A 12,460-nucleotide genomic window follows, 5' to 3' on the forward strand; every position below is an offset into this window, starting at 1 on the left:
TCAGAGCTGATCAACGGACTGTTGTTGCAATGACCCTGTGAGCCCGCACGGGGAAGCTGCCCCCTCAGCGCCCCCGCACCGGAGACGCCTCCGCACCCGCGGCGAACGCCTCGGCGGCGTAGAGCATCCAGGAGTGGACGCCGGAGGGGCCGCCGTCGCGGTAGCCGCGGAGGTTCGACTCGTACTGCGGCCGCAGGGCGAGGTGGCCGGCCTCGGGGACGAGGAGCGACTTCTCGTCCAGGCCGCGGGCGACGAGGACGAGCCGCTCGGCGGCGCGGGCGACCAGGCCGTTGTGGGAGCCGAACGGCGCGACGGTGGCGATCTCGGCGTGGACGACGGCGGCGACGACGAGCGCCGGGGCGGCGGTCGGGCCGGTGAGGACGCCGGCGAGGTCGCGCAGGCGGGCGGCGGCCTCCGGCGAGCGGGGGCGGCCGAGCTCGTCGTCGGCGAGGGTGCCGGTGGCGGCGACGGCGTGGAGGCGGGCGAAGGCCTGCAGGGGCGCGCGGCGCAGCAGCGGGGTGAGGGCGAGGAGCTCGGTGGAGAGCCGGACGGCGTCGCGGGCCACGGCGTCGCCCTCGCCGTCGCGCACCTGCTCGAGGGTGGATCCGGAGCCCTCCAGGACGGCGCTGGCGTGAGCGCCGAGCAGCAGCGAGGCGGCGGTGGTCTCGGGGGAGGTCTGCCTCAGGCCGCGGTCGCGCAGCATCGCGTCGATGCCGTCGCGCGCGGCGGCGTGGGCGCTGGGGACGCCCTCCAGCTCCAGCAGCCAGGACAGCGGGTCGCTCACGGGCGGCAAGGCTACGCGAGCCACTCCGGACGCCGACGCTCCGTCCGCGCTGACCCGTGCGGGCCGTCGCAGCCACTACCGTGGGAGCCCATGGACGCCCACGACGCCCCCACCGCCGCCCGCGCCTTCGGCCGGGTCGCCGAGGCGTACCACCGCGGCCGTCCGGGCTACCCGCTCGAGGCGGTGCGCTGGGCCGTCGGCGAGGAGCCGGCCACCGTGCTCGAGATCGGCGCCGGCACCGGCCGCCTCACCGAGCAGCTGGTGGCGCTGGGCCACACCGTCCACGCCACCGACCCCGACCCGGCGATGCTCGCCGTCCTCGCGCAGCACCTGCCCGACGTGCGCACCACCGTCGCGCCCGCCGAGGCGCTGCCGGTGGCCCACCGCTCGGTCGACGTCGTCGTGTGCGCGCAGGCCTTCCACTGGCTCGACGCCGAGCGGGCGCTGGCCGAGGCGGCGCGCGTGCTGCGTCCCGGCGGCACGTTCGCGGTGCTGGCCAACCGCCGCGACGAGCGCATCCCGTGGGTCAAGCGGCTGGGCCGCATCCTCGGCTCGCCGGTGCGCGAGGACCTCTCGGCGGCGGCGCTGACCGCGGCCGAGGCGTTCGGCGAGGTCGAGGAGACCTCCCACCGCTTCTGGCAGACCATCGACCGCGACACCGTCCAGGACCTCGCCCTCTCCCGCAGCCACGTCGCGCTCCTCGACGACGACGCCCGCACCCGCCTGCTCGGCGAGGTCGCGGCGTTCTACGACGACTACGGCCGCGGGATGTACGGCATGGAGCTGCCCTACGTCGCCAGCGGCGTCCGCGCCCGGCTGGCCGCGCGCGTCGAGGCCCCGGCTGCGACGACGTCGCCGCGCGAGAGCCTGGTCATCGACACCGGCAGCCACCCCGCGATCCCCGACGAGATCCTCAGGGCGCCCCGCGCCTCCACCGACCTCGACGACACCGCGATGCTGCTCATCGACTTCCGGTGAGCGCCCCCGCCAGCATCCGGTAGCGCGCCACGACGGCGTCGACGACGTCGCCGTGCGGGCCGAGCACGTCGGAGACCACCGTCGCCCCGGCCTCGCGGGCCTCGGCGGCGCCCTTCTCGGAGAAGTAGCCGGCCGAGAGCAGGTAGAGCGAGACGGCGTCGCCGGGACGCACGACCGCGGCCGGACGCTCCCCGATCGCCGAGAGCGTCGAGAGCCGCACCTCCGCGCCCCACGCCTCGGCGAGGAGCGCGGCCTGACGCTCGAGGTCGGCGACGCCCTCGGGGTCGCGGGTGCCGGCGGCGATCATCGTGACCGGCTGGCCGGGCTGCGCTCCGGCGGCTCGCAGCCGCGCGATCTGCGCGGCGGCCAGCAGCGGGTCGGGGCCGAGCGAGGGGCCGAGGACGGCGTCGTGCTCGGGCAGGCCCGCGGGGAGGTCCTCGCGGACGTGGAAGCCGGTCGAGAGCAGCAGCGGGACGACGACCGCCGGCCCGTGGTGGGCGGCCATGACGTCGGCGTAGATCGGCTCGCACAGCTCGACGTAGGTGCACACGGCAGGCACGTCGAGGCGGGCGGCGACGGCCTCGGTGAGCCGCACGGCCACCTCGTTGCCGGTGGCGTGACGGGTGCCGTGGGCGACGGTGACGAGGGTCGGGACGCACATGGACTCCAGGGTGCCAGGAGCACGGAGGGCCCCGGCCGGATCCCGACGCGCTCAGCCCGATCGGCGCGGCGGGAACGGCGCCAGCCGGGCGGCGTGGGCGAAGCCCGTGGTGCGGTGGGCGAGCGCGGCGCGGCCGCGAGGGACGGCGCGGGCCTCGGCCCGCCACGAGGCGGAGAGCAGCGCGGCGAGGCCGTCGCGGGGATGTCGCGCGCAGGCGGCCCGCACGAGCGCGGGGTCGATCTGCTCCAGGCGCTTGCCCAGCACGTCCACGAGCGCACCGCCGGCGACGAGGTAGGGCAGCGGGTGCCGCCGCGGATCGAGGTCGGGGGCGGCATGGCGCGAGACGGCGTCGCCCAGCAGCCGGGCGGTGGCGGCATCGGCCCCGGCTCGGAGCGCCACCTCCTCGGCCAGCAGGCCGCCGCGCACCGCGAAGCAGTGACCGGCGACCGGCGTCTCGAGGGCGACGTCGTGGAGCAGCGAGGCGCACCAGAGCAGCTCGGGGTCGGCCTCGACGCCGTCGAGGCCGGCCAGGGCGTGGGCGTAGGCGACGGTGCGGTGCGCGTGGCCGAGCATCGCCGGTGACTGGCGCGCGGCCGCGGCGGACTCGACGGCCCGGCACAGCGCGGTGTCGGGCAGGTCCATCACCTCCGGCGCCGCCCGTCCCGCGCGCGATCCGGCACCGAGCGCGAGGAGCAGCCGCGAGCGGGCGTAGACCCGGGCGTCCCGCAGCGCGGCGCGCCGCAGCGCGCGGCGCTCGGCGGCGTCGAGCCGGCCGTCGGTGCGCCGTCCCCAGTCCAGCGAGCCGACCTGATCCATGATTCCACCTCTCGAAAACATGATGAAATGTCACGTTATCAGGAGATGGCCTAGGGTCGGGGCGTGTCCGCCCGTGAGCCCCGTCGCGAGCCCCGCCAGGAGCGGGCGCGCGCCCGCGTCGACCTGATCCTCGAGGCGGGCATGGCGCTCCTGCGCGAGCAGGGGTTGGGCGGCTTCACGATGTCGGCCACCGCCGAGCGGGCCGAGATGTCCCTCGGCTCGCTCTACCGCTACTTCGCCGACCGCGAGACCCTCCTCGGCGGCCTGGCGCAGCGCTGGTTCGACCTGCTCCACGAGCAGCTCGCCCGCGGCCTGGCCGGCCTGCGCTCGCGCGCGCAGGCGCAGGACGCCCTCGCCGCGGTGCTCGAGGCCTACTACGCCGCCTTCCGGGAGGACGCCGGCCTGGCGGCGCTGTGGACCGGCTCGCTCACCGACGCCGGGCTGCTGCAGCTCAACGCCGCCGACTCCCTGCGCAACGGCGCGCTGCTGGCCGAGCGGCTCGGCCCGTTCTCCGCCCTCGACGACGCCACCCTGCTCCGGCGCTGCGAGCTGGCCAGCCACCTCACCCTCGCCACCGTCTGCTTCGCCCTGACCCAGGACGACGCCGCGGGCGCCGCGTACGTCCGCGAGTTCGGCGGCTGGGCCGACCACCTGCTGCTCGGCGCGTGATGTGATGTGCGCCATGTGGCGGCGCACCAGGCTCGGGACGGAGGCCGACCGCGCCACCTTCCGCACCCTCCACACCGCCTCCTTGGCCGCGCCCGCGCTGCGCTCCGGACTGGGCCGCGAGAGCGCCGAGCGGGCCGTGCGGCACCTGCGGACGCTGCTCGGCACCCCGGCGCTGGCCCTCACCGACACCGCCGAGGTGCTCGCCTGGGACGGCCCCGGCCAGCACCACGCTCCGGCCGCCGGGGCGCTGGCCATCGACGCCGTCGCGCGCGGCGTCACCCGGGTCGCCGACCGCGACGACCTGCCGTGCGCCACCGCGGGGTGCCCGGTGCGCACCGGCATCGTGGTGCCGCTGGTCGTGGACGAGCGGATCGTCGGCACCCTGCAGGCCTTCGCACCCTCCCCCACCGCCGGCCGGGCGCGCGCGGCGGAGGAGGTGGCGTCCTGGGTGTCGGGACAGCTCGACCTCGCCGAGCTCGACGCCAGCCGCACCCGCCTCATGGAGGCCGAGGTCCGCGCGCTGCGCGCCCAGATCAGCCCGCACTTCATCTACAACTCCCTCGGCGCCATCGCCAGCTTCGTGCGCACCGACCCCGATCGCGCCCGCGAGCTGCTGCTGGAGTTCGCCGACTTCACCCGCTACTCCTTCCGTCGTCACGGCGAGTTCACGACGCTGGCCGAGGAGCTGCGCTCGGTGGAGCGCTACCTGCTGCTCGAGCAGGCCCGCTTCGGCGACCGGCTCCAGGTGACGCTGAGCATCGCGCCGGAGGTGCTGCCCGTCGCCGTCCCGTTCCTGTGCCTGCAGCCGCTGGTGGAGAACGCCGTGCGGCACGGCCTGGAGTCCGCCGAGGGCGGCGGCCTGATCCGCATCGTCGCGCTCGACCAGGGTCGCGACTGCGTCATCGAGGTCGAGGACGACGGCGCCGGCGAGGACCCCGCCCGGGTGCGTCGGGCGCTGGCCGGGGAGCCCGAGGGCGACGGCTCCGATCCCGCCGTCCACCGCTCGGTGGGCCTGGGCAACGTGGACGGGCGCCTGCGCGCCACCTACGGCGACGACTACGGTCTGGTCGTCGAGACCGCGCCCGGGGCGGGGACGAAGGTCGTCGTCCGGGTGCCGAAGTTCGCCCCGGGGGTGCGCGCGTGAACGGAGGACCGATGAGGGCCCTGGTGGTCGACGACGAGGCGCCCGCGCGCGGCGAGCTGGCCTGGCTGCTCGAGCAGGATCCGCGCATCGACGCCGTCCTCACCTGCGACTCGGCCACCGAGGCGCTGCGGGTGCTGCACGAGGAGGCCGTCGACGTCGTCCTCCTCGACATCTCCATGCCCGGGCTCGACGGCCTCGAGCTCGCCGCCGTCCTGCGCCGCTTCCGCGAGCCGCCGGCGATCGTCTTCGTCACCGCCCACGAGCAGCACGCCGTCGAGGCCTTCGACCTCGAGGCGGCCGACTACGTGCTCAAGCCGGTGCGCGCGGAGCGCGTCGCCGAGGCGGTGCGCCGCGTCGCCGCCGTGCGAGCCGCCGGCGACGCCGCCCCGGCGACGGGCACGGACGCCGAGCCGCCCGAGGACGTCGCGATCCCGGTGGAGCGCGGCGGCGTCATGCGGTTCGTGCAGCGCTCGGCGATCAGCCACGTCGAGGCCCAGGGCGACTACGCGCGCCTGCACACCGCCGAGGACTCCTACCTCGTGCGCATTCCGCTGGCCCAGCTCGCCGAGGAGTGGGCCGGAGCCGGGTTCGTGCGCATCCACCGCTCCTCGCTGGTCTCGCTGGCCCACATCGAGGAGGTGCGCACCGAGTCCGGACGCTGCACCGTGCGCCTGTCCGGCACCGCCACCGAGCTGGTCGTGAGCCGGCGCCACACCCGCGAGCTGCGCGACCTCCTGCTGCGGGTCCACCGGTGAGCGAGCCGCCGCCGCGGGTGCGCGTCACGGGTCCCCCGCGACGCCGCCCCCCGCTGGCCCGCGCTCGCGAGGTCGACGAGGACACCGCCCTGGGCGAGATCTACCTCGGCTCGCTCCTGCGCGACCAGCTGGCGCTCGCCGCGCGCACCCTCGGGACGCTGGTGGTGCTGCTGGGCGCGCTGCCCGCGGTGTTCTGGCGCTGGCCGGGCCTCGCCGAGCACCGCGTCGCTGGGATCCCGCTGGCCTGGCTGCTGCTCGGCGTCGCGGCCTACCCGCTGCTCGTCGGCCTGGCGTGGAGCCACGTGCGTCGCGCCGAGCGCACCGAGGACGCCTTCACCGAGCTGATGAGCGCCGATCCCGCGAGACCGACGGACCTGCCCGGGACGGACCGACCGTGAGCCCCGACGTCAGCCCGGTGCCCGGCGCCGTCGCGATCGTCCTGGTGACCCTGACGACGCTCGGCATCGGCGCCTACGGCCTGCGGCTCTCCCGCACCACCAGCGACTTCTTCGTCGCCTCCCGCTCGGTGCACCCGCGGCTCAACGCCTCGGCCATCGGCGGAGAGTACCTCTCGGCGGCCTCGTTCCTCGGCGTCGCCGGGCTGCTGCTGGTCTCGGGCGCCGACATGCTCTGGTACCCCATCGGCTGGACGGCCGGCTTCCTCGTGCTGCTGGCGCTGGTCGCAGCACCCCTGCGTCGCTCGGGGGCCTACACGCTGCCGGACTTCGCCGAGGCGCGGCTGGGCTCGCGGCGCGTGCGCTCGGCCTGCTCGCTGCTGGTGGTCGTCATCGGCTGGCTCTACCTGCTGCCGCAGTTCCAGGGCGCCGGCATCACCCTGGGCTCCACGATCGGCGCGCCGGCGTGGGTGGGGCCGCTGGTGGTCGGCGCGGTGGTGCTCGTCAACGTCACCGCCGGCGGCATGCGGGCGATCACCTTCGTCCAGGCCTTCCAGTACTGGCTCAAGCTCACCGCCCTGCTCGTGCCGGCCGCCGTCATGGCGGTGGTCTGGCTCGGCGACGGACGCCCCACCGCGGGCCCGGCCGACGGCGGCCTGCCCGACCTGCTCTCGTGGTCGCGTCCGCTGGCCGACGGCGGCGGCCAGGGCCTCTACGTCACCTACTCCCTCATCGTGGCCACGTTCCTGGGCACCATGGGCCTGCCGCACGTGGTGGTGCGCTTCTACACCAACCCCGACGGCCGGGCCGCCCGCCGCACGACGCTCACCGTCATCGGCCTGCTCTCGCTCTTCTACCTCGTGCCGCCGGTCTACGGCGCGCTCGGCCGCGTCTACGCCGCCGACCTCGCGGCCGGGCGCTCCGACGTCGTCGTGCTCGAGCTGCCGCGGCTGGTGCTCGACGGCGCGGGCGGCGAGGTGCTCACCGGGCTCGTGGTGGCCGGCGCGTTCGCGGCCTTCCTCTCCACCTCCTCCGGCCTGGCCGTCGCCGTCGCCGGCGTGCTGAGCCAGGACGTCGTCGGCCGCGGCCGCCTCGACGGCGTGCTCGCCTTCCGCCTGGGCGCCGTCGTCGCCGTGGCCGTGCCCTGCCTGACCGCCATCGCCGGACCCGACGTCGGCGTCGCCCGCACCGTCGGCCTGGCCTTCGCGGTGGCCGCCTCGACGTTCTGCCCGCTGCTGCTGCTGGGCATCTGGTGGCGCAGACTCACCGACGTCGGGGCGCTGGCCGGCCTGGCCGTCGGCGGCCTCGGCTCGTTCGTCTCCGCCGTGCTCACCCTCGGCACCGACCTCGGCCGCGGGGTCGCCGACGGATGGCTGCGGCTGCTGCTCGAGCAGCCGGCCGCGTGGTCGGTGCCGCTGGCGCTGGCCACGATGGTGCTGGTCAGCCTCGCGACGCCGCGTCGGGTGCCGGCCCACGCCACCCGCCTGCTCGTGCGGCTGCACGCGCCCGAGGCCGTCGCGCTCGACCGGGGCTGACCGGGGCCGACCGCTCGTCGCGTCACCGCGACCGCTCGGCGCAGCCTGCTCGCCCCCGGCCGCACGGCGCCCCCGCACCCCTGCCGACGTGACCGGGGTCACTCCTAGCGTGAGCCCGCTCACACACCCCGAGGAGGACCCCCGTGACCCCACCGACCAGCGGCACCCACGCCGCCGAGCGCACCGCGGAGGGCGACGTCTACGACGAGCTCGCCGCCACCGAGCAGTTCGCCGAGCTGCGGCGGCGCTACCGCGGCTTCGTGCTGCCCGCCACCGTCGCCTTCCTGGCCTGGTACCTGCTCTACGTCGTCCTCTCCAACTGGGCCGGCGACCTGATGTCCACCAAGGTCGTCGGCAACATCAACGTCGCGCTGGTCTTCGGCCTGCTGCAGTTCGTGACGACCTTCGCCATCGCCTACGTCTACAGCCGCTTCTCCACCGCGCGCCTCGACCCGCTGGCCCAGGAGCTCGAGCAGCGCTTCGTCGAGCGCGCGGCCGGGCACTCCCAGGACGGGGAGGCCCGCTGATGGACCACCAGGTGCTGACCACCGTCCTGTTCCTCTCCGTCGTCGCCCTGACGATCGGGATCACCCTGCGCGCCAGCCGCACCACCAGCGGCGCCGCGGACTTCTACGCCGGCGGCCGCTCGTTCTCGGGGTTCCAGAACGGCCTGGCGATCGGCGGCGACTACATGTCGGCCGCGTCCTTCCTCGGCATCTCCGGCCTCATCGCCCTCTACGGCTACGACGGCTTCCTCTACTCCATCGGCTTCCTCGTGGCGTGGCTCGTCGCCCTGCTGCTGGTGGCCGAGATGCTGCGCAACTCCGGCCGCTTCACCATGGCCGACCAGCTGGCCTACCGGATGCGGCAGCGGCCGGTGCGCACGGCCGCGGCGACCTCGACCGTCGTCGTCTCGATCTTCTACCTGCTCGCCCAGATGGTCGGCGCGGGCTCGCTCGTGGCGCTCCTGCTCGGGGTGGAGAGCCAGGCGATCAAGAACACCGTCATCCTCGGCGTCGGCCTGCTGATGATCTTCTACGTCACCGTCGGCGGCATGAAGGGCACCACCTGGGTGCAGATCGTGAAGGCCGTCCTGCTCATGACCGGCTCGGCCGTCATCGTCGTGCTGGTGCTGGCGAAGTTCCAGTTCAACCTCTCCGACCTGCTCGGCGCGGCCGCGTCGAACTCCGGCAAGGGCGACGCCTTCCTGGAGCCCGGGCTGAAGTACGGCGCGACGATGACCAGCAAGCTCGACTTCCTCAGCCTCGGCCTCGCGCTGGTGCTGGGCACCGCGGGCCTGCCGCACATCCTCACCCGCTTCTACACCGTGCCCACCTCGCGTGACGCCCGGAAGTCGGTGCTGTGGGCGATCGGCCTGATCGGCGTCTTCTACCTCTTCACCCTGGTGCTCGGCTTCGGTGCCGCGGCGCTGCTCAAGGGCGACGAGGCCGCGGAGGTCGCCACCTCCAAGGGCAACCTGGCCTCGCCCCTGCTGGCCGAGGCCGTCGGCGGCGGCGCGGGCTCGACGGGCGGCGCGGTGCTGCTCGCGCTCATCGCGGCCGTCGCCTTCGCGACGATCCTCGCGGTCGTCGCCGGCCTGACGCTGACCTCGTCGACGTCGGTGGCCCACGACCTCTACAACGGCGTCATCAAGAAGGGCCAGGCCACCGAGAAGGAGACCATCCGCGTCACCCGCGTGGCCGCCTTCGCGATCGGCCTCGTCGCGATCCTGCTGGCCATCCCGGCCCAGCGGCTCAACATCGCCTTCCTCGTGGCCCTCGCCTTCGCGGTGGCGGCCTCGGCGAACCTGCCCTCGATCGTGCTCAACATGTTCTGGCGCCGCTTCAACACCCGCGGCGCGGTGTGGTCGATCTACGGCGGCCTGATCTCCTCCATCGGCCTGGTGATCTTCTCGCCGGTGATGTCGGGCAAGGGCGTCGTCGACGGCGTCAACCAGAGCCTGCTGCCCGCGTCGATCGACATCTCCTGGTTCCCGCTGGAGAACCCGGGCCTGGTGTCGATCCCGATCGGCTTCCTGCTCGGCATCGTCGGCAGCCTGCTGACCCGCGAGCCGGCCGCCGAGGAGGCCTTCACCGAGCTGGAGGTCCGCGCGCTCACCGGCGCCGGCGCCGAGGGCGCCGTCTCGCACTGAGGCCCGGCCCTCCTGCAGCGCCCGCGTCCCCGCCCTGTTCACAGCCCTCCGCAACCCCTCCGCAACCCCGCGGTCGCGACGCTGTCGATCCGCGACCTAGTGTGGTGGGAGCCACACACTCCATCCCCGAAGGAGCCTCGAGACGTGACCGACCAGACCCTGGCGAACCTCCTCAAGGAGGACCGTCGCTTCGAGCCCCCCGCCGAGCTCGCCGCGCACGCCAACCTCACCGCCGAGGCGTACGAGCGGGCCGCCGCCGACCCCGAGGCGTTCTGGGCCGAGCAGGCCGCCCGCCTGGACTGGGCCGAGCCGCACCAGCAGGTGCTCGACTGGTCGAACCCGCCGTTCGCGAAGTGGTTCGTCGGGGGCCGGCTCAACGCCTCCTACAACTGCGTCGACCGTCACGTCGAGGCCGGCCGCGGCGACAAGGTCGCCCTGCACTTCGTCGGCGAGCCCCTCGGCGACACCCGCGACATCACCTACGCCCAGCTCAAGGACGAGGTCTCCCAGGCCGCCAACGCGCTCACCGAGCTCGGCGTCGAGGCCGGAGACCGCGTCGCGATCTACCTGCCGATGATCCCCGAGGCGATCGTCGCGATGCTCGCCTGCGCGCGCATCGGCGCCCCGCACACGGTCGTCTTCGGCGGCTTCTCCGCCGACGCCCTCGCCTCGCGCATCGAGGACTGCGGCGCGACGCTGGTCATCACCGCCGACGGCGGCTACCGCCGCGGCTCCGCGTCCGCCCTCAAGCCGGCCGTCGACGACGCCCTCGTCAAGCTCGGCGAGGCCAGCCCCGTCGAGCACGTGCTCGTCGTGCGTCGCACCGGCCAGGACGTCACGTGGAACGCCAAGGCCGACGGCGGCGTCGACGTCTGGTGGCACGAGGTCGTCGTGGAGGCCTCCACCGACCACACGCCGCAGGCCTTCGACTCCGAGCACCCGCTCTACGTCATGTACACCTCCGGCACCACCGGCAAGCCCAAGGGCATCCTGCACACCACCGGCGGGTACCTCGTCGGCGCCAGCTACACCCACTGGGCGGTCTTCGACCTCAAGCCCGAGACCGACGTCTACTGGTGCACCGCCGACATCGGCTGGGTCACCGGCCACTCCTACATCGTCTACGGCCCGCTCGCCAACGGCGTCACCCAGGTGCTCTACGAGGGCACCCCCGACTCCCCCGAGCGCGGCCGCTGGTGGGACATCATCGAGCAGCACCGGGTCTCGATCTTCTACACCGCCCCCACCGCGATCCGCTCGTTCATGAAGCAGGGTCAGGAGATCCCCGACGCCCGCGACCTCTCCAGCCTGCGGATCCTCGGCTCGGTCGGCGAGCCGATCAACCCCGAGGCCTACGTCTGGTACCGCCACGTCATCGGCGGCGACCGCACCCCCGTCGTCGACACCTGGTGGCAGACCGAGACCGGCTCGATCATGATCAGCCCGCTGCCCGGCGTCACCGCCGGCAAGCCCGGCTCGGCGATGACCGCCATCCCCGGCGTCAGCGCCGAGGTCGTCGACGACGACGGCAACCCCGTGCCTGACGGCTCCGGCGGCCTGCTGGTGCTCACCCGGCCGTGGCCCTCGATGCTGCGCACGATCTGGGGCGACGACGAGCGCTTCGTCGACACCTACTGGAGCCGGTTCAAGAAGCAGGGCTTCTACTTCGCCGGCGACGGCGCGAAGAAGGACGACGACGGCGACCTGTGGGTCCTCGGCCGCGTCGACGACGTCATGAACGTCTCCGGCCACCGGCTCTCCACCACCGAGATCGAGTCCGCGCTCGTCTCGCACCCGAAGGTCGCCGAGGCGGCCGTCGTGGGCGCCAAGGACGAGGACACCGGCCAGGCGGTCTGCGCGTTCGTCATCCTCCGCGAGAACGCCGGCGACGGCGGCGCCGACATCGTCGCCGAGCTGCGCCAGCACGTCCGCAAGGAGATCGGCCCCATCGCCACCCCGCGTCAGGTGATGGTGGTCCCCGAGCTCCCCAAGACCCGCTCCGGCAAGATCATGCGCCGCCTCCTGCGCGACGTCGCCGAGAACCGCGAGGTCGGGGACGTCACCACCCTCGCCGACTCCTCCGTCATGGACCTGATCTCCACCGGGCTGTCGTCGGGGAAGGGCGAGGACTGAACCCCCGGGGGGCATGCCGGTTTCCCCGGATATCCGGGGAGACCGACCCTTGTCCGGGGAAGCTTCCCCTGACAACGTCCAGCTTCCCCTGACCTGATCGGCCTCGACGAGACCCCCGCGTCCCCGACGCGGGGGTCTCGCGCGTCCGGGGCCGATGCGCCACGATCGGACGATGGCCGAGGAGACGTGGGAGTTCGAGTTCACCGGCACCGTGCTCGAGTGGCGCGGCCCCGCGCCGTTCCTGTTCGTGCCGATGCCGGTCGAGGACAGTGAGGACCTCAAGGAGGCCGCCCGCGGCCTGGAGTACTGGGGTCAGGTGAAGGTCGACGCGCTCATCGGCGAGACCCGCTTCACCACCGCGCTCTTCCCCAAGGACGGCCGCTACCTGCTGCCGGTCAAGGCCGTCGTGCAACGCGCCGAGGGCGTCGCGGAGGGGGT

Annotated in this window: 13 protein-coding genes; 10 read left to right on the top strand and 3 right to left on the bottom strand. The window is 74.3% G+C overall.

The features are described from left to right. Positions 1 to 64: 64 nt before the first annotated feature. Complete coding sequence (locus ACZDWJ_RS18485) at positions 65 to 784, bottom strand: Fic family protein (protein ID WP_463523428.1); 720 nt, start codon at positions 782 to 784, stop codon at positions 65 to 67. Between the two features lie 90 nt (positions 785 to 874). Here ACZDWJ_RS18485 and ACZDWJ_RS18490 point away from each other — a divergent pair, with 90 nt between their 5' ends. Next, the gene (locus ACZDWJ_RS18490) at positions 875 to 1,762 is read left to right on the top strand and encodes a class I SAM-dependent methyltransferase (RefSeq protein ID WP_463523430.1); all 888 of its coding nucleotides are present in this window, start codon (positions 875 to 877) and stop codon (positions 1,760 to 1,762) included. Here the strand turns inward: ACZDWJ_RS18490 and ACZDWJ_RS18495 are convergent. Continuing rightward, positions 1,746 to 2,423, bottom strand: coding sequence for a sirohydrochlorin chelatase (locus tag ACZDWJ_RS18495; RefSeq protein ID WP_463523432.1), 678 nt, complete (start codon positions 2,421 to 2,423; stop codon positions 1,746 to 1,748). The genes ACZDWJ_RS18490 and ACZDWJ_RS18495 overlap by 17 nt on opposite strands. 51 nt (positions 2,424 to 2,474) lie before the next feature. Then, a complete protein-coding gene (locus ACZDWJ_RS18500) occupies positions 2,475 to 3,239 on the bottom strand; it encodes an HD domain-containing protein (protein ID WP_463523434.1) in 765 nt (254 codons plus the stop codon). Positions 3,240 to 3,302: 63 nt separating this feature from the next. On the opposite strand from ACZDWJ_RS18500, the gene ACZDWJ_RS18505 reads away from it, so the two are divergent. From ACZDWJ_RS18505 to ACZDWJ_RS18545, 9 genes are all read left to right on the top strand, one after another. Beyond that, positions 3,303 to 3,908, top strand: coding sequence for a TetR/AcrR family transcriptional regulator (locus tag ACZDWJ_RS18505; protein WP_463523436.1), 606 nt, complete (start codon positions 3,303 to 3,305; stop codon positions 3,906 to 3,908). A 13-nt stretch (positions 3,909 to 3,921) separates the two neighbouring features. After that, on the top strand, positions 3,922 to 5,052 hold the full coding sequence (locus tag ACZDWJ_RS18510) for a histidine kinase (protein ID WP_463523438.1): 1,131 nt from the start codon (positions 3,922 to 3,924) through the stop codon (positions 5,050 to 5,052). Between the two features lie 11 nt (positions 5,053 to 5,063). Then, on the top strand, positions 5,064 to 5,807 hold the full coding sequence (locus ACZDWJ_RS18515; protein ID WP_463523440.1) for a LytR/AlgR family response regulator transcription factor: 744 nt from the start codon (positions 5,064 to 5,066) through the stop codon (positions 5,805 to 5,807). Then, complete coding sequence (locus ACZDWJ_RS18520; RefSeq protein ID WP_463523442.1) at positions 5,804 to 6,205, top strand: hypothetical protein; 402 nt, start codon at positions 5,804 to 5,806, stop codon at positions 6,203 to 6,205. The genes ACZDWJ_RS18515 and ACZDWJ_RS18520 overlap by 4 nt, the downstream gene beginning before the upstream one ends. Beyond that, positions 6,202 to 7,737 (top strand): sodium/solute symporter, encoded by a 1,536-nt coding sequence (locus ACZDWJ_RS18525; RefSeq protein ID WP_463523444.1) that lies wholly within the window; start codon positions 6,202 to 6,204, stop codon positions 7,735 to 7,737. Before ACZDWJ_RS18520 ends, ACZDWJ_RS18525 begins: the two co-directional genes overlap by 4 nt. 143 nt (positions 7,738 to 7,880) lie before the next feature. Beyond that, complete coding sequence (locus ACZDWJ_RS18530) at positions 7,881 to 8,264, top strand: DUF485 domain-containing protein (protein ID WP_463523446.1); 384 nt, start codon at positions 7,881 to 7,883, stop codon at positions 8,262 to 8,264. After that, the gene (locus tag ACZDWJ_RS18535) at positions 8,264 to 9,889 is read left to right on the top strand and encodes a solute symporter family protein (RefSeq protein ID WP_463523448.1); all 1,626 of its coding nucleotides are present in this window, start codon (positions 8,264 to 8,266) and stop codon (positions 9,887 to 9,889) included. The genes ACZDWJ_RS18530 and ACZDWJ_RS18535 overlap by 1 nt, the downstream gene beginning before the upstream one ends. Positions 9,890 to 10,033: 144 nt before the next feature. Then, the gene (gene acs / locus ACZDWJ_RS18540; protein WP_463523450.1) at positions 10,034 to 12,022 is read left to right on the top strand and encodes an acetate--CoA ligase; all 1,989 of its coding nucleotides are present in this window, start codon (positions 10,034 to 10,036) and stop codon (positions 12,020 to 12,022) included. 172 nt (positions 12,023 to 12,194) lie between these two features. Then, on the top strand, positions 12,195 to 12,460 hold a 266-nt coding region (locus ACZDWJ_RS18545; protein ID WP_463523452.1), incomplete at its 3' end, for a DUF1905 domain-containing protein.

This window comes from Nocardioides sp. B129/18 (genome assembly GCF_055282735.1).

Bases quoted from the DNA above. Each gene is read 5' to 3' on its own strand.
- ACZDWJ_RS18490 (WP_463523430.1), top strand. From the start codon at position 875: ATGGACGCCCACGACGCCCCCACCGCCGCCCGCGCCTTCGGCCGGGTC.
- ACZDWJ_RS18495 (WP_463523432.1), bottom strand. From the start codon at position 2,423: ATGTGCGTCCCGACCCTCGTCACCGTCGCCCACGGCACCCGTCACGCC.
- ACZDWJ_RS18535 (WP_463523448.1), top strand. From the start codon at position 8,264: ATGGACCACCAGGTGCTGACCACCGTCCTGTTCCTCTCCGTCGTCGCC.
- ACZDWJ_RS18515 (WP_463523440.1), top strand. From the start codon at position 5,064: ATGAGGGCCCTGGTGGTCGACGACGAGGCGCCCGCGCGCGGCGAGCTG.
- ACZDWJ_RS18500 (WP_463523434.1), bottom strand. From the start codon at position 3,239: ATGGATCAGGTCGGCTCGCTGGACTGGGGACGGCGCACCGACGGCCGG.
- ACZDWJ_RS18510 (WP_463523438.1), top strand. From the start codon at position 3,922: ATGTGGCGGCGCACCAGGCTCGGGACGGAGGCCGACCGCGCCACCTTC.